This is a genomic window from Neorhizobium huautlense, from assembly GCF_002968575.1.
GTDB classification, from domain to species: Bacteria; Pseudomonadota; Alphaproteobacteria; order Rhizobiales; family Rhizobiaceae; genus Neorhizobium; species Neorhizobium huautlense.
Genome location: NZ_PVBM01000026.1, coordinates 20608 through 45086 on the forward strand (window position 1 = coordinate 20608; position 24479 = coordinate 45086).

Below are 24479 nucleotides of genomic sequence, written 5' to 3' on the forward strand. Positions count from 1 at the left end.
TCGTGCATCTAAACTTCCAAAACGTTCTCTTTTCCAAACCACGCCTCAGCCCGTTTCAAAACAGCAGGTGTAGGATTCTGGAAATAGACTGCCAGCGCTTCTTTGGCCCGAGTACAGCAGACATAGAATAGCTTTCCGGTCCGCTCTATCACGCGTTCCGTACCGCTTCCCTCGAACAAGTATGTAAAATTGTAGTGATTCCACCCACCGGCATCCAGCACGACGAGGACACGCTCAAACTCCCGTCCCTTAATTTTATGCTGTGTGGAAAACGTAGTGCGTCCTTCAAGGTATTCATAAAGCTTCTGAAAAGATGAAAACGGGACCCCAGTAAGCCGATCAAAAAGGTAGCGTTTTTCCGCGCGGAAGTTGGCAAATTTGTCGTCTTTGATGCAAAGTCCGTTGTCGTGTGCGAAGTCGATTACATCCAGGATCGGACTGTCTTTCATTGTGCCAATGTCTTCGACGCATTTTTGAATGCGTAGCTTGTCCTGAGCATTGGACACGCGAAATTCAGTTTTTCGCAAAAATTCATTGAACCGGCGCTGTTCATAAAGGTGGACGACAGCCTGAATCTTGAAGACGTGCTTCACGAAATCGCACCGCTTCGATCCCTTTCGAGCTATTTCCTCTTCTGTCTGCTTCTTGTCATCGATCAGTTGATCTTTATCGACATAAAGTCGCCGGAAGTGGTGGAATTCTATCTCGTTCGCGTACTCCAACAGCTTTGGATTGGCGTCGATGAATGCCTGCATCCCCGGCGTCGGGCTAACCGCGCGTAGAGCACTACCCGTCTTCCCCTTTTGAAGGGAAGCGACGACCTCACCGAACGTTTCGAATTGATAGTCGTTGAGGTTACCGTTTGTTTTAATGAACTTGACGATACGATTTCTGAAGGAAAGGACGCCATCCTTGTCGTAGATTTCCATCAAGTCACCAAAACCTGCCTGTGGCGCGATCAGATTATGCGTGAGGTTCAGCTCTTTCGTTTCCACAACACCTGAGAAGTCCCAACCTAGGTGGTCGCGGACTTGCTGCAGCCGACTGCCATCACCAGTTGAGTGATAGAACCTGATGATCCCGTCCTTGACCTTACCCTGAATCATGTTGGGCGCATTGAGGTCCTTCGATGCACCCTGGACGATACCGTCTGATCGCAAGTTGTTGGCGAGTTCATAAACTAAGCGCGGATTCCTACGGTTTTGCTGTTTCCTAACTTCGTCAACGGTCCCGGCGACTACGTAAGGCTGAATCGATCCGACTCCTTCCTCGTAGATCGATTGCATCGCATCGCCGAAAAAGCCGCAAACACCTTGCCGCGTACTCAGCGGGAGCCAATCGAGAAGAATTTTGACGACCTCCGGCGCGGTATCCTGATACTCGTCAACTAGGATGTACCGATAACGGTTGCGAAGAATGTCGCGAATTTTCGGGTAGGTCTCAAACATGGCATGGGCGACAATGATGACCTCGTCGTGCGAAACGATCCCCTCACCCAGCAGCGAAAATTCTTTGTACTGGACTTTTTTTCCAGCGAACATTTCCTCGGACACAACGATTGTTCCGGGTTCCAACTTAGGTTCATTTCCGCTCAGCAACGCCACTAGGACATTTCGGAGTTCCCGCTGAAACGGGCTGACCACGTCCCAAAGAAAATCATGGATCGTTCGAACGGTGAGGCGCTCGTTGGAAACACGCGATTCCACTTCGCGGACAGCAGCGTTCGTAAAGGTGATACATGCAACGAATGCGCTAGGATCGGTGCGGAGCAGCTCTCCGATTACCTGGACAAGCGAGTACGTCTTGCCACTTCCGGCCCCACCGCTGAGCAGGAAATTCTTCCCGGCGGCTACAAGTTCCAGGGCCTCGATCACTTCCGGTTCAAGCTTCACCCCGCCTTGATCCATCGAAGGCCCTCCTCGATGTAACCAGGGATGTTCCAGTTGTGAAATTCAAAGGAAAATTCCTTTGGTGGACCCAAGGGAGACGCGACGTTCGAGGTCGAGGTCGCACTATTCAAAAGGATTTCGATAGCGAACGACGGTTTTCTGGTGATTCCATTTTCGGCCATCTCGAAAGACGACCCACCGGCGAGATATTTTTTGAGGTGTTTTTCTACCAGGCTAGGAAAACCGGCTTTCTGAATGCCAGGCTCTTCCGTAGTCGAGTTGCTGATAAATACTCGGTTTAGGTGGAAGAACGCATCTTCAAAACTGCGAGCGTGGTATTCATTTCCGTCCCCGTCCTTTTCCAAAATCTGATAGGCGCAGAGGACCTGCCCTTCAACCTTAGGCCCCCACTTGCCTGTTGCAGGGTCCTTCCAAACCGCCTTTTGTTCAAAGTTCAGGCCAAGGAAATATGAGATGTCGGGCCCCACGCCATGAAAGAACCGGAGCGCGGCGTTTGTCGTGTGAGTGGCATTTTCTATCTCGTGCGCTCGAACGATCTTTTTCTGCTCACCCTGCTTGTTCATCACTGGGACGCCGAGTTCGTCGAACTCAAGCGCCTCTTTCGCCGAATCAATGTCCGTGATGATCAGCGTTTTCACCCCGATGAATTGGAGGAAGATTTCATAGATTTGAGAGTGCGCACCGACCTCGATAACTGAGATGTTCTGTGAAAGCAGGGCGAGAGGCGGGAGTATACCATCCTCATACGCCTTAGCCGCGTCGGCCTGATCGATTTTGCGCATCATCGCCGGAAGCAGGATGCGTTCAGTATCGCCCTCAACAAGGATTGCCTTGTCCGCGAAAAATAGCTGCGACCTGTTGAGGGTCAAATATTGCTTCAGAAAGGCGTAGTGCCCTCCTTTCCCCGCCGACTTGTAGAGGTCGTCCAACTCTTTGAGACTGCGCGACTGAGTGTAACCGTCAACGCGTTTGAAATATTTGATGTCATTAAAATCAGACTCGGCGACGATGTGAGAAGAATGCGTCGAAAGAATCGTCTGCAACGGCCGCGAGATGCCATCGGCATTGCTGATTGCTCGCCCCACGAGACGTTTGATATTCGCAATAAAGATTGCTTGCATCTGCGGATGCGTATGGGCCTCGGGCTCTTCGATAAAGAGCAGATTGATGTCAGCCGGTCGAGGCTTCTGGCCGCGTTTGAATTCGTTGAGGATGATTTTGATCTCGAAGATAATCGAGATCAGGTTAAGGTAGCCGAGGCCGTTATAGTTTTCCGGTAAGGTGAGATCGAGGCCTTGACCATACATAACCGTCGTATTCTCCTGCAGCAGATCACGATGCTGCAGGGTGGACCTAATCTTTATCTCTGTATCACCTTCCTTAATGCCGCCGAAACTTCGGACGTCGGAGATGACCCCCTTGAACAAGTCTGCATAAATGCCGTCCAGCTGATCGTCAGTATTACTCAGGGCTTCCTTGAAGGTTTCGAAAACTTCTTCATCCCCAGCATCGGACGCCATAGCATTGTAGATTTTCGCCGACATCGCCGAAAGGCTACGATCTGATTCTTTATTCGAAACCGATCTGCGCGCATTGATCCTCTTGAACGAGATGATGTCGTCGAACCGAACCGCCTCGTTGAGCAGGTCTACGTAATCGTCCTCCTGCACCGTCCCAGTGATATGATCGAAACGAACACTGCGCCGGGCAGGTTTGAAATACTTTCCTTGCTCTTCCCTCAAAAATTTCCGCGCATCCTTTGCCTTCTTGCCATCCTTTAGCTTCTTATCTTTGTGCTCCTGAAATGCGCGCTTTATGGAAGAAAGGTTCTCAGGTGAGAGCTGATATAGGAAATCCAGAATGATCCATCGGTTCTCAGGATCGAGGTCCATGATGACGGCATTGCCGACATTCGCTAGGTCGTCGTGGTCATCGTATTGGATGAACAACCGCAGCGATATTCCACAGAATGGATATGGCTCATCCGGCTGCACCTTCTCTTCGAGAAGGTCGATCAAATGCTGCTGGAAGTCGGTATTGAAATCATCGAAATCAAAGCGTGGGAGCCCGCTGGTCGCTAGAAACCTCTCAAGGGCCAGCAATAGAGATGTTTTTCCAGAGTTGTTTTTGCCGACAATGATCGAAAGGTATTCCTCCAGGTCTACCTGGAGGTTTTGTAGTGATCGGAAATTTTTGATGCAAATCTTCGTCAGCTTCACGATTTCACCTGGCATTTATCGGTCGGTCACACATTCTTATCGAACCAAATTGATTCGCGTAAAAGGCGAAAGCCATCCGCATAATAACACCATAAATGCGAGTTGCATCCGACCTGAATACCGGCCGTGCAAGTTTTCGCGCAACCAAGCTCGCGACATTTACACCAACGGTCCGCCGAACTGACGTGAATGGGCGCACAAAATTAGCTGAGTGGGTATGGAGGCCGATTTGATCACACTAAATTTTCTGAACTTGACCGACAATGAACTAGATAGGCCGATCTATCGGATAATGAAGCAGGAGCATGTAATCGGTTTGTTTGCGGACAAAAAGAACGTCCTCAGCCAAATTCATAACTGGAAAGATAAGTTTGAGAACTTTCAGTTGTCACTGGGCGGCGTCCTGGACGGCGAACGATTTGATTTCGGCTTCAAAAATGACTTCGTTGGTCAGTGCTGGACTCGGGAGTATCTGTCCGAGGCCATGTGGGGCATATATGCTAATGACCCTAAGCAGCGCTTTCTCCGTATCCGCTCAACTCCCCGTAAACTGCTAACCGGGCTGGCCGACGCCCACCCTAAGATGCCGCAGGACACCTGCTTTCTTGGCAAGGTCGCGTATCACAAAGAAAAAGACTTGAAAGCGTTTCTGGGTGGCGGGCCGCTATCCATGTCGGCAATTAGTTTTGCCCGCACCCTGCTCTTGAAGCGGTACGCATTTAAGCACGAAAGTGAAGTGCGGCTGCTTCACTTTGGCAATGCAAAGGATTGCGACAAATACGGTCTCTACCGCTATGAAGTCGATCCGCACGCCATGGTCACGCAGATTATGGCTGACCCAAACAGAGATCGGGCCAATTGGCTAGCGGACAAGGCGGCGATCACAGCAGCGACTGGTTTTACCGGCGAGATCAAAAGATCGAAGGCTTATGACCCGCCGGATTGGGAACTGCCAGTTTACAAGTCTGGCTGCTAATTGAGAATGCAGGCCCGCAAGATGAGCCAGTCCACACGGGACCCCATTTGTGCTTATGGGCCATAGGCCCGCCCACGCGAATATCGGCTCGTTTTTGACGCTGAACCAGGTTCGGGTTTTCAAACCCTTCGGACCTTCAGCTTCCGCGAAATGCGTCAGTGGTATCAAACATCTCCACTGCGGCTTGCGTGCTAACCCAACCCACATCCCTTTGGTCAAGTCCGCGATTTTGTTCACCGACCTCCAATCTTGGGGCGGCCGCCTTTGCTTTCATCAGCTATCACACCACATGAAAAATTCCTTTCGATTGGTAAGATTTTAGCTTTTTAGTTCGCGCAGAAATTACGTCAGCTGTGGGACTTTCCTGAAATGAAACAGGAAGAGCATCATGGCCGGTAGCCATTCAGAGGATAGTGAACGTCTTGAGCTTTCAGAGATAACTGAAGCAGACTTGCAAGGTCGAACTGACGTTGACGCTACGCTTCGTCAGACTCGTATCCGCATTCTTCAAAACAGAAGGCAACTCGTGACCACGCTGGCCGCCCTGGCAAAAGACGTGGATGAGTTGCTCTCTCTTCCGGACACTAAAGAAAAGCGAGCCGAGACACCCGCCGACCGCCAAGACCCTGCATCAGTATACAATAAAGACATTTCTACCGCTCAGGTGACCGCCCATCTTCTTGAGACGGGCCTGACGCCACGAGACCTCAAACTGTTGAGAGGCTTCTCGAAGAAATTATACGCACACAGAACGCTTTTAATCGCGAACGCGGTTCATTTTGACACCATAGCTGCGTTGATATCTTCGAATAAGCGGACCCGCGCTGAGGGACTGGCAAGGATTTCCGCAGGCGCGACATTAACTAGGGAAAACATCAAGGAAATCAGTAAGGAATTCCGGCGCATCAGCACTTCTGAAAATGAGCGGCAACACCTAGCCTACAGGGGACGGCTGACCATGAGAGCTAGTGAAATCGCAAAAGAGAAGGTTGAGGTATTTCGTACGGCAGTCTCTAAGTTTCTCAACACATTCAAGAAATTCCACCATCTCTCACGGCTGCTCCCGACACAGCGAGAAGATTGGGAAGCAATGGCCACCGCATTCAGTTTCGACCCTGATCACATCGAAACAATGCACACCGAGGTAGTTGAAGAGGCGAAATCGCTGTGGCTGCTGTTCAACGAGATTTTTCCTGAAGTTGGGGTACCGTCCCAAAATTGGGGACAATTGCAGCCGGATTCCGCCGATCTCCTTTTAGCAAAAGCGCATTTCATTCTTCAGCATTGTTCATATGGGGATTTTTCCTATCTCACTTCTGAGATATCTTCGTTCTTGAAGTTGGATGGGATTAGCACTTTGCGGCTTCTGTGCGAGAGGCCGGATTTCAGCCCAACTAAGGTATTTCCGATAAATGATGCTGAAGGTAATTTGATCGGCACATCTGACATGCCGCCACCAGCTAACTTGGATGAAATCGACGAAAAGAATCCAATCCGGAGGTTCACAGCAGTCGAGATATTCTCTTCCTGCGGAGCGGGTGCCCTAGGTTTAGAGGCAGCGAGTTTTTACGTAGCAGCGGTTTGCGATGAAAATCCTCAAGCGCAGAGAGCGATATCCGCAAATAGACCAGACTGGGGTATCGCAGATACAATGACTTGGGAAGGAATCCGCGAGGCGATTCCTGCCAAGCTCAAGGGCAAGCGCATTGATGTGGTTTGCGGAGCTATCCCGGGACGTCCGTGGGAACGAAAACAGGGCGGTGCGGCAGACAGCAGAAATGAATTGCCCAAAGTCCTCTCTTTGTTGGCCGACATACAACCGGACGGAATCTTTTTTGAGATTTCAGAGGATTTTCGGTCTCCTCGCAATGTGCTGTACCACGACCAGTTGATCCAGGATTTGAGCGACTTGGGTTACTTGGCCGACATTTACAGGTTCGACGGCGAACAGTGCGGCCTCGGCCAGAAGCGCCGCAGGGCCGTCATAATCGGTGTAAAACGCTCATTGAATAGGCCATTGATACCACCACTGATCCACAAACCTGTTCAGCGCTCGCTGGATTCAGTCCTGAGGAAATATTTACAACGTGAACAGGCGTACGCGGTTGATCGTGTCACCTATGATAAATGGAACCGCGTTTTTGGACACTCCACAAAACCCGCCCTTAGCCCGGACCTGCACACGATTTTGAACTCGAACTCTCCTGTCCTCAGGAAATGGAGGGATGTCGGCTTCGAATGCGACTATTTGCTCACGCCAAACAAAAGGAGAAGGCGGGACGAAGATGTCGATCAAACAGTTAGGATCAATATTCCGGTACTTAAGGCCCTTCAAGGCATACCGGTGGAATGGGAACTAACCGGCACCGAGCTTGAGCAGTGCGAGCAAGTCTGCGCTACAATTCCTCCAGCAATAATGAGGGTCCTCGCGCAGGCGATGCATGCGATACTGATGGGGCAACCGGTGGACCTTTCCGCCTCTATCGACGAGCCGATAAAGAAAGCCTACCAGTCCGACTTGTGGGTGGCCCCCGATCCAGACACCGGTAAAAGATTCCGAAAGCCAGCGCCTTACGGTCTCCGTCCTATTCATCTCCATGATGATCCGGCACAGGAAGTAATGCGACGCTACCGTATTGAGCAGGAAATCGAGCGGGGGCCCTTCGACCAAGAAACTTTTGAGGAGACCTCAAAAGTCTACACACGCCCAACAGCGGCGATAAAACAACTGGCTCGGCTTAATCAAGCACGAAAAAAGGCATTTTTGAAAGAAATTAAAACCGAAAAAAGAAGAGAGCCAAGATAAATGATGGAGCATAGGCACGTCTTCACAATTTAAGGCGGCATCTACTATTGATCTACGGCACATAATCACCTTGGTCACTCTTTAAATCCGGTGAAATATTTAATACGCTCCTCTTCACGAACGACGATATAATTTCAATATCATCGATTTCGTAATATTTTGACTCCATTACAATTACGCCATCCAGCTCTATTTTGAACCTGTCACCAAACATGAGAACCCAATTTCTTCCTAATTTATCATTAAAACTCAGGACCTCCAATTCACCTATACGATTACATTCGACGGGCAATATTACTAAATGCGCCAAAGATTTTCTGACTTCTATATATGCTTGGAATAAAGTAGATTCATATGTTGCCTTGGGGTGCTCTTCCGTCAATATGAGTTTGTAGGCTCGCAACTCCTCTTTCAATATTTGCAGTGACTCGATGTCGGTACCTTTCAAGTAGTAGTCTGAAAGCCCTGCGAAATTCACGAACGTCCAGTCGCTGTCAGGCAACGCCTCCATGTCAAAGCTTGCGTACTGTATCGAAAAGCCTTTCCAAAGGGAGCCTGGCTCCTCCGGCTGATGTTTGGTGCGCATGACGAACCGGATCGGGCTAACCATGGTGCCATCGGGAGTTTCAAATTGGATCGTCGGATATCCCATCCATTCACGCATGCGGGCTTTCAGGCCGAGTTCATCCAGCAAAGGTCCCAGTCCCTGTTGGACATCACCGAAGACTTTCAGTTTTGGAAATTGCATGTGCGCACCTCACCTATTGGTGAGGTCAATGCTCCATGACTCACATGCAAGGCACCATCAGCTCCGCCGACACCCCCGAGAAGCAACAGGCGTTAACTATAATCCACACTTTAATAGAATTTTAACTATTTCGACTCGACATCTAAGAAAGTCATCGGCATCTTTTCTACTGCGCCAACCAAAGGGCAAACGCACCATGTCACTGTTTCGAATATCTAAGACCTGCGACAACCGCGCTTAGTATGTTCACGGGCACTTTGTGCCTGAGTGACTGCCCTGAGCGCTGCGCGCTCATCAGGCTCCGTAACAAATTTCTAGAAATAGCTTTCGCGAAGGCGTGACCCACGCGGCCGTACCCGTGATCAAAAAAAACGATCCGGAATACATTTCCAGGCATTTTCTGTGCTGCCATCAGCGCGACCTGCTGCATTTTCCCCTCAACGAAATCGACCGGACACCGGGGCAACCAATGACCTACCCGAGTGGATGGGCGATTTCGGACTGATCTGAGCACAACAACAGTCTGGAGAAATAGCCGTGAAACAACGGAACGAACTCGTGCGCCCTGATCGTAGCGAAACGTACGATGAGGATTGGATGGCCCAACTGGAAGAAGGCCTTCATGAATTGACGCCCTACGGTGACATGTTTCGCACTGATGACGAGACGCCCTACCGCCTCTTCCGTGCATACGACCGCCTTCGCGCCTCCTCCCACCGCCCCGATTGACCAACATCCCAGTGAGGCAAACCCGTGCGGTTTGTCCTCGCGGGTAACCGTCACCGCGAATTTTGTAGCTTTGGAGTAAGTACCATGCGTCACATCAATAAAGTCGCGAAACATCTTTACCTCAAGCGCGTAAGCTTGGGAGAGCTGTCATTCCCGGGGCGTGATCTCGCCCACGAGAACGTGCCCCCTACCCCGACGACCTTCTTCAACTACCGTGCGGCGAGTAGCCCCTTGCCCGGTTCCAAACCGGCATGGTGTGAACCCAACCATGGGCTCGCAGTCCGTACCCCGGCGCTCAAGCAGGCCAAAACCGCACGTGGCCACACGGAATACCGCGACACGGTCGTATATCACGAAAGCGAGCTTGAGCATCGCGTAAGCACGGTTCTGCAGACCTATCGGGGCCTTGCCCGGCTGATCTCGCAGTACCCTAAGGTGGAATACGCGGATGATGATGGCGTCATTCACCAGCACACGTTCGACTACTTCATCGAACTCGATGACGGAACGCGTATCGCTGTCGCGGTAAAGTATGAGCGCAAGCGCACTGAGATGCTCGACCTTCTCGACCGTATTTGCGCAAGCGACATCACGGGCATCAGCAAATCCGGGAAACGCGTACCGGGCATCGCCGACGGCGTTGCTCTGGTCACCAACACTCTGGCCACTCATGAGGCTTTCGACAACGCCTACTTTCTCTTGTCCTCGCGCATCCAGCACGACGACACGGAATGCGTCGCGCTCCACGACATCGTGCAGAAGATGCCTAACACCTTCCGTTTCGGTCAGTTGCTAACCAACTGCTGGCCCCGTGCCAAGCGCCGGACCGCCATCTGGCGCTTCCTCGACCTTGGAATTCTTGAGCCGTTGGCCGCAGGCCGCATCGACGAACTCTCCTGGCTCCGCGCCGTCTAAACAACATCGATCAAACCTGAAAGGACATCCTATGGACTTCCGTCCGGTACCTGCACGCCAATTCATCCATTCTCTGATCGGGATGGGCCGCAAGGACATCTATCATGATGAAGTCCGCAAGGAGGACTTCATCCCCGTGATGCGCGACGATCTCGGCTATCTCATGCAGGCCGAAAATGATGTCGAACGTAAAATCTTTCTTACCCATCGTGAGATTTACGCGGCTCTCGACACAAACAGGGCCGTGATCAAGTACGGCTACAACAGCGTGTCCCAACAAGCCTTGCGCGCAGCATTCGGGGACGAGAAATTCGAAGATCGCCCGGAGAAGGACCAGACGATTGCGCTTTGGCGCGAGAAGATGCTCGGCATGTTCGATGTGGAATGCGAAGCCCTGGGGAAGCGTCTCCCGTTTACCGAGGCAGCCCTCAAGTCGAGGCTTATCGCTTATCGCAAAGCTATTCTCCATGAGATGATTGATCTCGGCGATGAGGATGAGGACGAGGACAACGGCCAGAGCGAGGGCAGGAAGAAGATTGCTGGCGATGCCGACAAAAACAGCACGGCTGCACCTCGCGCTGACAAGTTGCAACTCCTCAAGTGCTTTCCGGTGCCGACAGCCAAGACCTTCAAACGTTGGTATGATCGCTACTACGGCAACGACATGGACGTCATGGCGCTGCTCCCGCGTCACCACGGTCCGGGTCCGAAACTTTTCACGTACAAACCACCGGCGGTCGCCTTCGCACACAAGATGGCTACCGGCTACTTGGATCGCGCCCGTCCGACTAAAGCACACACTTACCGCACCTACCTCGCGGCGCTAAAGGAGCACAACGACGGGCATCCCCCGCACCGCCAGATTGACAAGGTATCGCGCAAAAAATTCGAGGTCATGATCTCGAAATTTGACGCCTTCCATGTTGCTGCTGCGCGTTTCGGCGAAAAGTTTGCCGTGCGTAAGTTCATGGCCATCCGCCGTAGCTTTAGCGTGGTCGCCCCTGGCCAGCGCATCGAGATGGACTTCTGGAATGTCGATCTCATCTCGCTACTCGTTGAAACCGGCATCTGGAATATTCTGCCTCCTGAAATTCAGGAGAAAATTCCGCGCAAGCGTATCTACTTTGGTGCCGCCATCGATGTAGCTACCCGCTATATCCTGGCGTTCAAAGCTAGCCTGACGCCCAATGGTGCCTCTGCCGTCGCCACGATCCGCATGATCATGAGCGACAAGCGTCACCTGTCCACCTATGTGAACGCCCAGACTGCCTGGGTCGGAAAACTTCGTCCGTGGTTCATTTCCCATGACAACGGAGCAGAGTTCATCGCAAAGGCGACCCAAGGGGTTCTGCGCCGTGGCCGTATTCGTGCAACTCGTCCCCCGGCAGGCCAGCCTACCTGCCGTCCCTTCATCGAGCGTCTTTTTCACACCATTGGTATGCTCATCGCACCGTATTTTGACGGTCGTACTTTCCACAACGTAGTAGCAAAAGGCGATTATGATCCGCAAAAACACGCGACCTTGCTCGTTGAAGAACTGATCAAAATCTTCATTTTCGCAATCTGCGACATCTACCACAACAAGCCGCACGAGGGTCTCGGTGGCAACACGCCTCACAACGCGTGGGTAGAAGCATGCAAGGAGTATGAGGTCCACTATCCCCCGGCTCCCACCGAAATGCTGCACATCTTCGGCACCAAAACAACGCGTCGCATCGGTCCCTACGGTGTTACCTGGATGGGAATTAACTTCGACCACCCCGAGCTTCAGCGCATGCGAGCCAAGGATGGGGAGGTCGACGTCTTCATCAAGTTTGACCCCGAATGCGCAGCCCACATCGCATTCAAGTCAGACAAAGGGTGGCTGATCGCTCGAAATACGGTCGACCTCGACGACAGCGTCAGCCTCGCAGAATGGATCGCTGCTCGCAACGAGCTTCGTTCTCACTTTGCCACGGCAGCCGAGACGGGCCTGAACGTTATGTACGACGCCATCAATCGCCTGCGCGCGGTCGGGATGGCAGCGACCCTTCGTGCAGGCCTGTCGCCCCGCCTCCCCACTGCTGCCGACTACGCGAAGTGGGAAACCGAACTGTTCAGCACCTGGAACGTGGTCGCCTCTGACGACACTCCCGCGCTGATCCAGGAAGGCCCCCTGACTGACGATCCGCTTCACCTCAACACTGTCGTCAATCGCCCCGAGCTGTTCAGCAAGGACAAGATGGAGATTGAGCAGTCTGAACAGGAGGCATTCCAGGACGACGATAGCGACGAGTTGCCCGACGCTCCCGTGAGCACGACCAGCTTCGATCTTTACAACGAGGAATACTAATATGACCAAGACCGCTGAAGAACTGCGCGCAATTCGTATTCAGGAGGACCGCCGCTTTGTGGAGCTTCCTGCGATCAAAAGCCTCCGTAACCGCCTCAATGAGTTCTACGAGCACGCGCAGGATTGCCTGGGAGGAGGTGGCAGCCGTCGTCGTTTGTTCGCCGTAATCGGTGAGTCCGGCACAGGAAAATCGACGGCGCTTATGCAGGCGCTGAATGAAATGGACGGTCTCCGCCCGTACAAAGGCGAGAACGGGGAACTGAGGATTCCTTTCGTTCACGTGGAAGTTTCCAAGACCTCCACGAACAAAGACGTGGCTGTTCAGCTTCTCAAACAGCTCGGCCAGGATGCTGATCGAAACGCAAAGGAGGACTTGCTTTACGAGACGCTGAAAACCCAACTGCGGGAAGCAGGCACTTTGCTCCTCCACATCGAAGAGGCACAGCATCTTCAGAAAGGCGGCACCGCTAAGGCCGTGCGAAATCTTCAGGATCGCTTCAAAAGTCTGCTCGTTATCCCTGACTGGCCTCTGCACCTCATCCTTAGCGGAGTCGAGGAGCTTTCTGAATTGTTCATGGGCGATCAGCAGTTGGCCAACCGTTCCCTCGTGATGCGCTTCGAGCCGCTGAAATTCCCGGGCGACATTAGCCTCGCTAAAACCATCCTCAATGACGTAGCTTTCGAGAACTGCAAGCTGAAGCTCGAAAAGTCCTTGGAAACCGACGATTTCCTCGGACGCCTCATCCAATCGACCGGAGGAGGTGCAGGAACGATGATCGAGATGGTCCGTAGCGCGTCATACAAGGCCCTTTCGAAGGGGCATGCAAAGCTCGACCCTAAGGATTTCGAATTTGTCTATAGCCGGACGAGCGGAAGCCTCCCGCAGGATAACATCATCACAGCCAAGAACTGGGGCAATATTGATCGTGCTAATGCCTTGGCCGATCTCGCCCCGACCAAAGACAAACCGAAACACAGCAAAAAAGTTAAGGGAGGCAAAGAATGAGGTTGCGTGTGACCGTGGATTATCATGACGGGGTGGAACCCCGTCTTAGCCTGGCGGCCCGTTTGGCATTTGCCAATGGGTACCCTTCCCTACGCGACTTTTTGGCCGTCAACAGCCTGAGCCTTAAGGCGTTGGAAACCGGCCAACCAAAAGCCATTGCTATGCTCGCGGACTGGGCCGGGATCGATGTTGAGCGCCTGAAAGGTAACGACATCAAAAGCGTTGGCGTGTCTGACGTCTGGCAACTTGGTGAGGCATCTATGAGCCGGGACATGCGCCCCGGCAAAACCCATCGGTACTGCCCAAAATGCGTGATGGAGGATATGGAATGCGGATCGGGTCGTTCGGGCGCTCGTCCATTTGTGCGGATGTCATGGCTTACGAGAGCGGTACAGCAATGCACTTCACACTGTACTGAAATCGTTGAAGCCGACGACCCAAAGGGACAACGAGACTTTCCTCGCTACGTGGAAAAATACCTCCTGGAAATCCAGCAACAGGCCTCTGCAATCGCCGATGCCGTCCCCACATTTGTTGCCGAGTACGTCGAGACGCGAATTCGAGGCGGGTCCAGCAACGAGTTTCTGGACACACTGGCCACCCATGTCGCGGTCGACCTCTGCCGTAATCTTGGTCGCTTTGAAATCGAACATGCACCCAATGAGCAGCTCCCGGACAGCTCTTGGCAGGTCGAGACCATGCGCGGTTTCACGAGAGCCTCCGCCGGTCCATCGGCAATCGAAACCGTAGTCGCGGATGCCGTTGATCGTGAGCGACCGATTGCGCTGGAGATGAACGCTTTTTTTCGGCAAGCTTCGTCTTTGGCTGCGTCGCAACAAGGATAAGCCCGAGTTCAACTCGGTGGTTGAGTTGTTCCAGGGCATCGCGGAGCGCAATCTGCCTATCGGCCCGAGCGATCTTTTCATTTTGCCGACCACTGAGCGCCGCCTTCACTCGGTACGATCTGCAAGCATCGAGTATGGAATGATGGAAGACCGCATCTACCAGCTCATGTTGGACGCAAGTCTGGTCGAACCAACAGAACTCACCAGTGGACGCATCTATTTCGATGCCCAAAAGGGCCACGATATCATCATGGCCGCGCTCGACACTGTGACCACTGCCGAGATGGCGGTGGACCTCGACGTAGCGATTGACCGTGTTCGCGCGATCCTCGACGCAGGCCTCATCCGTCGCGTCGAGGAATTCACGGACGATACTCGCACCTATTCCCGAGTAAGAAAGGCTGATTACGAAAATTTCAAATCCGCGATCAATGAACGCGCAACGTCCATCGACGAAGAAAACGAACACGTACCCCTTTCTCAAGCGGCGCGTCAGGCGACGTGCACTATCGAGAAAATCCTCGAATTGGCATTGGAGGACAAGGTGTCATTGTTTCGTGTTGATCCTCGCTTCCTGTCAGGCCTCATGGTCGATCCCGCTGAAGTAGCGCGCCATATCGTGGTCGCGCGGAAAAACGAAGCGGCCGTCAGCAGTGTCACGATTTATGATCCCGACGCACCGTATCCCACACTTCTTAATCGTCGCGAGGCTGAGCGACGGCTGAAGACGGCGAGTGGCACTGTGCGCGAGCTGATCCGACTGCGACTCGTCGAAACGGCATTCGCGTTTAGCCCTGTGACGCAACGTTCCCAAAACTATGTCACCGTGGCCTCTGTGGATGCTTTCGTGAAGGATCACATCTCCCTTGCGATGCTGTCTGATCAGGCCAACATTTTTCCCGGCAAGATGAAAAAGCAACTCGACGCCCGAGGGGTTAAATCAGCCTTTGAACCAACCGGTAGGAACTCACGATACTATCGTATCGCAGACGTTCGAGACTTCGTCGGATAGATAACCCACCATCGTAATGGTTTTGAAAAAGCTCGCTTCGGCGGGCTTTTTTTATGCCTTGCGTTCCCCCAGTGTCAGACTTGGACAAAGGTAACGGAGCGTCCAGCCCATACATTCTTGACAGCCAGCGTGAAACAGTAGTGAAATCAATTAGGGCGACGGTCGATTGCGATGAATCAAAGGAGCGCAATCAGCTGCGGTGTCTTATATCCGAGCCTGGTCCTGTCCGCAGAAGGCGTCTACAGGACTTTTTCCGAGGAATGGCGCAACGCCTGTCATACAGTTGAGCACCGCTTCCTGCATCTCGTCGGAAGTGGCATATGCATTGATGACGGCTGGCATCCGCGGCGCATCGTAAAGATAATAGGGATAGCCGAATGAAATCAATGCCGTGGGCACTTGGTACCAGGGCCGTTTCATTGCCATTCGAAAATCACCCATCAGTCGCGCCCAGTCGAGAAAGATGTGACCGCGGGTCAGAAGCGTCTCTTCTGCCAAGAGATAAAGGACGAGGTCATAGAGTTCCGGACGCCAGTCATCTCCCGGCGAAAACAGAGTGACATTGAAGCCGCGTTCCCGCATCATCGCGGGGAGCGCAAGCGGGATCGGATCGCCGTGGATGGGCGAGACGATACCACCGGAGATAACAAGCACACGGCGATGGGTCTTTGGAGTTAGCGGAAACAATCCGCTGACATCCTTCACCAGCGTAGGCGCCCGAGCAAAGGCTTCTTTTGCGGTCGCCTTTGCCTGCGGCCTTGCAATACGGCCAAGCCGCTGCTGCCGCGATTGCGGTTGTCGGCGATGCAGACCAAGGGCGGCCTTGAGCCCCAGAACACGCGTCAACGCTTCGTCCAGGCGCGCATGAGAAAGCCTTCCATCCTTGAGCGCCTCCTTGATATTGGCGATATCCCCCGGCAGGTCGCCAGTGAACAGCACCATGTCACAGCCGGCTCTCAGCATCTCGACCTTCGCCGGTGCCGCCGCCATGTAGGAGGTGGCCCCCGCCATCTCTGAAGCATCTGAAACGATCAGGCCGTTAAAACCGAGCCGTCCGCGCAGCAGTTCGAGATTGAGCAAACGCGACATCGAGGCCGGCCGGTAGAGTTCCTCCAGTCCCGCGTCGGGAACAAGCGAGCGAACGAAGGCGGGCATCGCGATATGTGCCGACATGACGGAAAGCACATTGCATGAGATGCCGGCGCGATAAAGCTTACCGAAGGTCGCGTCCCATTCTTCCATCGACAACGGGTTGACGGTCGTTACCAGATGCTGGTCACGGTCGTCGTATCCCTCCCCGGGCCAGTGCTTCAGGCAGGCCGCGATGCCGTGCTGCTGCAGCACTTCGATCTGCACCAGCGCATGACGTTCGATCAGCTCGGGATCGGCTCCGAACCCGCGGGTTGCGACAATCGCGGAGCGGAAGGCGGCATTGATATCGACGACGGGCGTGAAGGACCAGTTGGTGCCGACGGCCTGCGCCTCATCGGCAAGCAGGCTGTACACGCGCCGCGTCAGGTCGATATCATCGGCGGCCGCCAACGCCAGCGGGTTCGGCACCTGTGTACCGAAGGGAACCGACATGCGCGACCCTTCGAGGTCGGCTGAAACCAGGAGCGGAATATCCGCCCTCTCCTGGATTGTTTCCAGAAGTTCCAGTTCGTCATTTCCGCTCTCGGAAAAGAACCGGGTCACGCCGCCCGGGCGAAGGTGATCGAGCTCCGATATCCAGGGCGCGGCTGGCCCGTGAAGCCCGAGGACGAACAGTTGCGCGATCTTGCGGTCAAGGTCGCCGCTCAGTGCTTCGGCCTGCTCGGCAACCCAGGCAAGGTCTTTCGCTTGCAGGTTAAATGGCGGCCCGGTCAAAAGATGGAGCGGATATTTATCGGAAATCATCACGTGTTCTCTGTCATAAGCCGCTGACTAATCTCGTCTTGGCTTTGCCTGTCCATCCGTCTCAGAGCCCTTGCCAGTCATAGCTTTCTGCGGGTGCATCATGGGCCTGCATATAACGCCTTAGGCCCTCGTAAAGCCGCGCTTCCACATTCGCGTCGCGTATGGGTTTCTGCTGCTGCGGGTCCATCTGAAGATCAAAGAGACGAAAACCCTGGTCGAGGAATGAACCGCCGAGATTGGGCGGTCGTCTTGCCTCGCGCGTCGCGTCGATGCGCAGCAGTGGCATGCTCTTCGTAAAGTTAAAGGGCGGCGCCATCCTCGCCGTGGCCATCTCGGCGGCCGTGAATGGTTGAACCATATGCTGCGGCATCAATGTATATTCGCAAAGGCCTTCGCCTAACACATCGGGCGGGTAGTGCAGCATCACGTACCGGCCATCGGTCACGCCGATAGGCCCGGCAAAGAGACCGAATGCGATGATCCTGTCGTCGCAGGCCTGGCCGGCTACAGCCGAGAGAAGTGAGCGCCCGGTCACATCAGTTCCAGGCGGGATACCGAAAACATCGAGGATGGTTGGCATGATGTCGACGGTCTGCGTCAACACCTGCAAGCGCTGGCCCGCTTGTTCGGCATGCGCAGGATGATAGACGATCAGCGGGATATGCGACATCTCTTCATAATACGGCATCCGGCTCTTGCCCCACCAGCCATGTTCGCCGAGCAAGAAGCCGTGATCGGTGGACAGTATTATTGCCGTGTCATTCCACATTTCATTGCTGTCCATGAAATCGAACAACCGGCCTAGATATTCATCGAGCATGCGGATCTGGGCCGCATAGTTGGCACGGATCTCAGCGATCTCATCATCCGTCTCGTTGACCGGCACGTAATCCGGCCAGTTCAGCACCCCGCCCTTCCAGTTGCTGTCGCCTTCGCGCCGGAAGCGCGACGGGGCATGAAACGGCTCATGCGGATCGAAAAGCTCAAGCTGCAGCATCCAGTTGTCGGCGGATTTGTTGGCCTCGAGAAACCCGAAAGCCGATGCGAAACAGCGCGGAGTGGGGAGGTCGCTCTCGTCCTTCTCGTAAAGACGATTGATCGCATGGACGATCCGCCCGGGCTTCTTCTTCGGATCATAGTGACGCTGATCATACTCCCCGGCGAACTGGGCCAAAGGTGGTTCGACCACGGCCTTCCAGGTGTCGTATTCCTGGCCTCGAATGAAATCCCAGCTATCGTAGCGGGTGTTGTAGCCCGAGCCGCCATTTTGAAAATAATGGAAATGGTCTGTGACAAGGTGCGAATAAATTCCCTTCGCACGGAGCATTTCACAGAAGCTGGTGTCATAGGGTTCCATCGGCCCCCATGAGCGATGAAAAAAGTTGGCGCGGCCGGTCTGTATGTCGCGGCGCGCCGGAATGCACGGAAGGCTGCCCACATAATGGCTGTCGAAGGTGACCGAGCGTGCCGCGAGGCGATCGAAATTGGGAGTTTCAATCTTGCCGCCATAGGCGCCAAGGGCGCTGCGGTTGAGTGAATCGAACAGAAGGAAGATCAGACGCATCACTTACCTCAACCGTCATAAAATACCCGAAGGCCGGAATTGCACGCCCCGCTGTCCGCCACGAGTGCGAGACGAGCAGCAATCCGATAGCGATAGCAATAGCTGATATGACAAAGGAAACTGCCGCCCTTCATCAACTTCTGACCGAGGGTTCGGGAAGTCTCGTTGCGTTGTGCGGCGAAGCGGCTCGCCGAGCGTATCCGGAACGGTTCGACGGTCCATTCCCAGACATTTCCGGCCATGTCAAAAAGGCCCGCGCCGTTTGGCGGAAAAGCCGTGACCGGCGACGTGCCGATCCATCCATCGGCCAGCGTATTTTCCTCCGGAAATCGCCCCTGCCAGATGTTGCAGGGCATGAATGACCTGTCGTCCGGCTCTTTGTCTCCCCACGGAAATTTCGGATCGGGGAGTCCGCCGCGGGCGGCATATTCCCATTCCGCTTCCGTTGGCAGCCGTCCTCCGGCCCACTTGGCAAAGGCGTTGGCGTCCTCCCAGGAAATGTGGCTGACCGGATGGTCCGCCCGATCCGCTACCGAACTTCCGGGACCCATGGGCGAATGCCAGCAGGCGCCATCGATCTTGACCCACCAGGGGGTCTCTGAGCGCGAAGGTGCGACCGTCTGCGGCTTCGGGAGGAGACCCCGGAAGACCAGGCCCCACCCGAACCGCTCGGATTCGGTGACATAGCCCGTCTCCGCCACGAAAGCGGCAAAGCGGGAATTGGTGACAAGGGTGGCGTCGACAGAAAATCCCTTAAGCTTGCGCTCCCGGTAGACCCCTTCGCCATCGAGCGGAATTGACGGGGTTCGCGTGCCGGTATGCGCCCTGGCGGCAGGAAAGGCCACGCGTGCCGGTGCCCGCGCATCGGCAATGTCGAGGGCGACGGCATGTGCGCCGCCCTCTTTCTTTTGCCGCCGGACATGGCCACCTGTTGATCCGCAGCAGCTCATGTCAGGCCGCTTTTGCAGCTCGGGCCGAAAGGGCTGCCGCCGTGTCATGCTCCGGCACGTCGCCGATATCGGCCATCTTGCGATCCAGCTTGGCGATCATCATCTCGAACACGCCGGCGTAGGCGGGATCATCTGCAAGGTTGTTGATCTCGGACGGATCCTTTTCGCAATCGAACAACTCCCATTCGGGTGGCGCCCCGTTGGGGTGTGCGCCGAGCTGGCCCAGGTCGTCATTGTACCAGTAGATCAGCTTGTAGCGCTGGTCGCGCACACCGTAATGGGCCCAGGCGCCGTGGATGATGTCGTTATGCATCCAGTAGCGGTGATAGGCGAGCTGGTCCCAGTCTTTCGGGGTATTGCCTTCGAAAACGGAGCGCAGGCTGGTGCCCTGCATGTAGGAGGGCTTTGCGATCCCGGCATAATCCAGGAAAGTCGGGGCAAAGTCGACATTACAGGAGATGTCCCTGGTGATGCGGCCCGCCGGGATGGAGCCCGGAAGCCTGGCCAAAAGAGGCATCTGCAGGCTTTCCTCGTACATGAAGCGCTTGTCGAACCAGCCATGCTCGCCCAGAAAGAAACCCTGATCGGAGGAGTAGATGACCAGCGTATTGTCGGCGAGGCCGGCTTCATCGAGATAATCGAGCAGGCGGCCGACATTTTCATCGATCGACTGCACGGTTCGCAGATAGCGCTTCATGTAACGCTGGTACTTGAACTCGGCGAAGGATCGCGGGTCGTCGAACGTGTAGTTCTCCCCCGTCTTGGAGTCGATGACGGTGATGGTCTCGCCTTCCATCAATTCCGGTACCTTGCGAATGTGCCAGCCATCCACCATCAGCTCGCCGGCGACACCTTGCGGACCTTCAGGCTGGACGAGACCCAGGTCTTCCCAGTTCATGTCATGTCTGATGCGCATCCTGGCCGCCTGGGCGGCTTTGGCGCGATTGGCATAGTCGTCGTTGAAGGTCTCGGGCAGCGGCAGATCTTCGTCCGCCCACAGATGGTCCCATTTGGGATGGGGGATGAAGTTGCGATGCGGCGCCTTGTGGTGGCACATCAGGAAGAAGGGGGCGTCATCTTCCTTCTTCCGTTGGATGAAGTCGATCGACATATCGGTGATGATGTCGGTTGCATATCCGGGGATCCGCTTGCGCCCCTCCGGCGAGATGAAGGCCGGATCCCAATAATCGCCCTGGCCCGGCACAACTGCCCATTCGTCAAAGCCGGTCGGCTCGTGAACCGGACCTTCGCCGAGATGCCACTTGCCGAAGATCGCCGTAGCATATCCGTTTGCCCTCAGCGTCTTGGCAACGTTCGGCCAGCGATTGTCGATATGCGTATCCAGCGTCGTCACGCAATTTACGTGGTTGTGCGTGCCCGTGAGGATCGCGGCGCGCGAAGGCGTGCAGATCGAGTTGGTCACATAGCAGGCGTCGTGACGCAGCCCCTCATTGGCAAGCCGGTCGAGATTGGGGGTATTGTTCAGTCCAGCACCATAGGCGCTGATCGCGCGGGCCGCGTGATCGTCGGAAAGGATGAAAATAATGTTGGGGCGCATTCTGTCTTTACTCCTTCATCAGGCCTCGGCCGCCACCGGGTTGCCGGCCATGGCGACGTCCCGGAGCACCCTTCCCTCTGCATCAAAGAAATGAACCTTGCCGGTCAGGGCGAATTGCAAACTGTCCCTGACGCGGACAGCGGCGCCGGGTGGAAAGCGGGCCACGAGTTCCTGTCCCCAAGGGGTACGGAAATGAACGAATTCGGCGTCGCCCAGCCGCTCGACGACACTGACCTCGCCCGCAATCGTTCCGGCACCTGGCCCGGCCCTCTCCAGCGCATCGGCCCGTACGCCGAGCGTTGCGACGGCATTGGATTGAGATCCTGAAAGCCTAAGCGGGCGGCCATCCGGCAGCTTGTCGCCCTTCACTTCGACGAAATTCATCTTCGGCGAACCGATGAAGCCGGCGACGAAGATATTGTCGGGGTCCTCGTAGAGCTCCATGGGCGCGCCGATCTGCTCAACCCGGCCATCGCGCAGCACCACTATCTTGTCGGCAAGTGTCATTGCCTCGACCTGGTCATGGGTGACATAGACCATGGTGGCGCCCTGGAGTTGGCCGTGAAGCTTGGCGATCTCCAGGCGCGTGGCGACACGCAGTTCGGCATCCAGGTTGGATAACGGCTCATCGAACAGGAAAACGTCCGGATCCCGAACGATGGCACGGCCGATGGCGACACGCTGACGCTGGCCGCCGGACAACTGCCTGGGTTTGCGGTTGAGCAGTGTTTCAATCTGCAGGATCTTGGCGGCTTTATCGACCTTGGCCTTGACCTCGCTCTTGGCGACACCGTTCATGAGCAGGCCGAAACCCATATTTCGTTCAACCGTCATATGCGGATAGAGCGCATAGGTCTGGAACACCATCGCCGTGCCGCGCTGGCTCGGATCGAGGTCGTTTACCCTGCGATCACCGATCGCGATCGTCCCGGCCGATATCTCCTCAAGGCCGGCGATCATCCGCAGAAGCGTTGATTTTCCGCAACCCGATGGACCGACGAAGACGCAGAATTCGCCCTCTTCGATAACGATATCGACCCCGCGGATAACCTCCACCGCGCCATAGCTTTTTTTGACGTTTGTAAGTTTGACACCAGACATGAAGATCTCCAGATCAGCCTTTGACCGCGCCCGCGAGGCCGTCGATGAAGTAGCGTTGAAGGAAGAGGAACAGCAGCACGATGGGGCCGATGGCGATCGTAGACGCGGCCATCATCCCACCCCAGTCGACAAAATGCTCACCCTTGAAGGAATAGATGCCGACGCTGAGCGTGCGCATCGCCGGATTGGCAAGCGTGATGACGAGCGGCAACAGGAAGTCGTTCCAGGCCTGCAGCGACTGCATGACCACGACAGTCACCACGATCGGCTTGGCCAGCGGCAGCATGACGTACCAGAAGGTCTTGACCGGTCCGACACCGTCCATGCGGCTGGCCTCTTCCAGCTCCCTCGGCATTTGCGTGAAATAGCCGGCAAACAGCAGGATGAAGATCACGATCGAGTGGCCGCAGGTCGCAAGCATCAAGCCCCAGAGCGATTGGCCAAGGCCAAGTGTGGTGAGCAGCTGGAACACGGGAATGATCGTGTAGCCCTGCGGAATGAAGAGGGTAAACACCATCAGCCCCATCAGAGGCCATTTTCCGGGAAACTCCCGGCGTCCGAGGACATAGCCACCGAGCGCTGCCGCGATCGTGGTGATCAAGACCGAACCGACCGTCACGAACAGCGTGTTGAAGAAATAGCGCTGCATGTTGGCCTCGGTCCAGGCGCGGCCGTAGTTCTCGAATGTCGGTCGATTGGGAATCATTCCCGGGTTGGTGAACAGTTCCGAATTGGGCTTGAACGAAGCGGCGATCATCCAGATCAGAGGGTAGATCCAGATCACGCACATCACGGCAAGCACAATCGAGGTGATGAACCGCTTGCGCCTGGGTGTGAAGATCGATTGCCGCATGCGGCCTGGGGGCAGAGCGGCATCAGACATTTTCTGCCTCCTTGCGACGGACGCGGCGCACCGCAATGACCTGGAGAATGGTAAGCGCCATGATCGAGAGGCCGAAGATCACGCCTGCAGCAGACGCATAACCGAGGCGTGGGAACTGCCCCGACGACGGTGCGAAGGCGGTGCGGAAAATGTAGACCTCCATGACCTCCGACGAAAAGAACGGACCTCCCTGCGTGGTTGCCTGGATCAGCGGAAATACGTTGAGGGCGCTGATGGCCGAGATAAGTCCGATAACGACGGCGAATGGCGCAACAATCGGCAGGACGATGTGCATGATGACCTGCCACGTTTTCACACCGTCGAGCTTGGCGGCCTCGTAGAGTTCGTCCGGAACCGTTTGCAACGCCGCAAGCCAGTAGACGAGGGTGATGCCTGTCCATTTCCAGACGAAAATGCCCGCAAGGGTCCACAGCACCATCTGCGGCGAACCGAGTAGATCGACCGCGCGGGAGACGAGATGGGTCTCGATCAGGAAACCATTGATCGGCCCGTTAAAGGGACTGAGCATCAGCACCATCACAATTGCGATGACGGCGACCGGTGAGACGACGGGAAGAAAGATCATGGCTCGGAAGACGGTCGCAAGCTTCAAAAACTTGTTGTTCAGCACAATCGCGAGCATGAGACCGACGATCATCTGGAACGGCACCGTCGCCAGCATGAACAGGAATGAGCGTTTGAAAGCCGAGTAGAAGAACTCGTCGTTCAAGAGCTCGGCGTAGTTTGCAAGGCCGATGAATTCGGAATGTGCCCCGAAGCCGGTCCAGTCCAGCGTCGAATAGTAGAACGAGGCAATCATCGGCCAGAAAATGAACGCGCCGAACACCAGCATGCCGGGAATGAGGAACAGGTAGTCGATCCGCGATTTCCAGATCCTTTGGCCGAGCGTGGCGCCCTCAGCGCCGCGCTCCAGTATATGTGAAATTGCCGCCATGGCAGCCTTGCCTTTTTCGTTGCTGTAAAGGTCGTCCGGGACATGAGCCCCGGGACCACCGGGAGGAGACGCTA

The 24479-nt window shown here is 55.0% G+C and carries 18 protein-coding genes; 8 read left to right on the forward strand and 10 right to left on the reverse strand.

Annotation, left to right across the window (positions count from 1 at the left end):
* Positions 1-8: 8 nt before the first annotated feature.
* Both C5L12_RS22680 and C5L12_RS22685 read right to left on the reverse strand, forming a co-directional pair.
* Entirely contained in the window at positions 9-1907 is a 1899-nt protein-coding gene (locus tag C5L12_RS22680) for a UvrD-helicase domain-containing protein (protein ID WP_105374338.1), read from the reverse strand.
* On the reverse strand, positions 1889-4129 hold the full coding sequence (locus C5L12_RS22685; RefSeq protein WP_105374370.1) for an ATP-dependent nuclease: 2241 nt from the start codon (positions 4127-4129) through the stop codon (positions 1889-1891). Before C5L12_RS22685 ends, C5L12_RS22680 begins: the two co-directional genes overlap by 19 nt.
* Positions 4130-4358: 229 nt before the next feature.
* Between C5L12_RS22685 and C5L12_RS22690 the strand changes: the two genes are divergently transcribed.
* Positions 4359-5105, forward strand: a complete 747-nt coding sequence (locus C5L12_RS22690) for a hypothetical protein (protein ID WP_157949104.1) — start codon at positions 4359-4361, stop codon at positions 5103-5105.
* 388 nt (positions 5106-5493) lie between these two features.
* On the forward strand, positions 5494-7911 hold the full coding sequence (locus tag C5L12_RS22700; RefSeq protein ID WP_105374340.1) for a DNA cytosine methyltransferase: 2418 nt from the start codon (positions 5494-5496) through the stop codon (positions 7909-7911).
* A 52-nt stretch (positions 7912-7963) separates the two neighbouring features.
* Here C5L12_RS22700 and C5L12_RS22705 read toward each other — a convergent pair whose 3' ends face one another.
* Positions 7964-8659 carry a hypothetical protein gene (locus C5L12_RS22705; protein ID WP_105374341.1) on the reverse strand — a complete coding sequence of 232 codons (696 nt, stop codon included), beginning with the start codon at positions 8657-8659 and terminating at the stop codon, positions 7964-7966.
* 537 nt (positions 8660-9196) lie between these two features.
* Here C5L12_RS22705 and C5L12_RS28210 point away from each other — a divergent pair.
* The 6 genes from C5L12_RS28210 (at position 9197) to C5L12_RS22740 (ending at position 15498) form a co-directional block, all read left to right on the forward strand.
* Positions 9197-9388, forward strand: a complete 192-nt coding sequence (locus tag C5L12_RS28210) for a hypothetical protein (protein WP_157949105.1) — start codon at positions 9197-9199, stop codon at positions 9386-9388.
* An 84-nt stretch (positions 9389-9472) separates the two neighbouring features.
* Positions 9473-10303 (forward strand): hypothetical protein, encoded by an 831-nt coding sequence (locus C5L12_RS22720; RefSeq protein WP_105374344.1) that lies wholly within the window; start codon positions 9473-9475, stop codon positions 10301-10303.
* 31 nt (positions 10304-10334) lie between these two features.
* Positions 10335-12635, forward strand: a complete 2301-nt coding sequence (locus C5L12_RS22725; protein WP_105374345.1) for an integrase catalytic domain-containing protein — start codon at positions 10335-10337, stop codon at positions 12633-12635.
* Position 12636: 1 nt separating this feature from the next.
* Positions 12637-13641, forward strand: a complete 1005-nt coding sequence (locus C5L12_RS22730) for an AAA family ATPase (protein WP_105374346.1) — start codon at positions 12637-12639, stop codon at positions 13639-13641.
* A complete protein-coding gene (locus tag C5L12_RS22735; protein ID WP_105374347.1) occupies positions 13638-14486 on the forward strand; it encodes a TniQ family protein in 849 nt (282 codons plus the stop codon). The genes C5L12_RS22730 and C5L12_RS22735 overlap by 4 nt, the downstream gene beginning before the upstream one ends.
* A gap of 25 nt (positions 14487-14511) precedes the next feature.
* Complete coding sequence (locus tag C5L12_RS22740) at positions 14512-15498, forward strand: hypothetical protein (RefSeq protein ID WP_105374348.1); 987 nt, start codon at positions 14512-14514, stop codon at positions 15496-15498.
* Between the two features lie 204 nt (positions 15499-15702).
* Here C5L12_RS22740 and C5L12_RS22745 read toward each other — a convergent pair whose 3' ends face one another.
* From C5L12_RS22745 to C5L12_RS22775, 7 genes are all read right to left on the reverse strand, one after another.
* The gene (locus tag C5L12_RS22745; protein WP_105374349.1) at positions 15703-17394 is read right to left on the reverse strand and encodes a glycoside hydrolase family 3 protein; all 1692 of its coding nucleotides are present in this window, start codon (positions 17392-17394) and stop codon (positions 15703-15705) included.
* A 61-nt stretch (positions 17395-17455) separates the two neighbouring features.
* Positions 17456-18958 (reverse strand): sulfatase, encoded by a 1503-nt coding sequence (locus C5L12_RS22750; RefSeq protein ID WP_105374350.1) that lies wholly within the window; start codon positions 18956-18958, stop codon positions 17456-17458.
* Positions 18959-18966: 8 nt separating this feature from the next.
* A complete protein-coding gene (locus C5L12_RS22755) occupies positions 18967-19908 on the reverse strand; it encodes a formylglycine-generating enzyme family protein (protein WP_105374351.1) in 942 nt (313 codons plus the stop codon).
* 1 nt (position 19909) lies between these two features.
* Positions 19910-21466, reverse strand: a complete 1557-nt coding sequence (locus tag C5L12_RS22760) for a sulfatase family protein (RefSeq protein ID WP_105374352.1) — start codon at positions 21464-21466, stop codon at positions 19910-19912.
* 18 nt (positions 21467-21484) lie between these two features.
* The gene (locus C5L12_RS22765) at positions 21485-22567 is read right to left on the reverse strand and encodes an ABC transporter ATP-binding protein (protein ID WP_105374353.1); all 1083 of its coding nucleotides are present in this window, start codon (positions 22565-22567) and stop codon (positions 21485-21487) included.
* Between the two features lie 13 nt (positions 22568-22580).
* Positions 22581-23450 carry a carbohydrate ABC transporter permease gene (locus C5L12_RS22770; protein ID WP_105374354.1) on the reverse strand — a complete coding sequence of 290 codons (870 nt, stop codon included), beginning with the start codon at positions 23448-23450 and terminating at the stop codon, positions 22581-22583.
* A complete protein-coding gene (locus tag C5L12_RS22775) occupies positions 23443-24405 on the reverse strand; it encodes a carbohydrate ABC transporter permease (RefSeq protein WP_105374355.1) in 963 nt (320 codons plus the stop codon). The genes C5L12_RS22770 and C5L12_RS22775 overlap by 8 nt, the downstream gene beginning before the upstream one ends.
* Positions 24406-24479 lie beyond the last annotated feature (74 nt).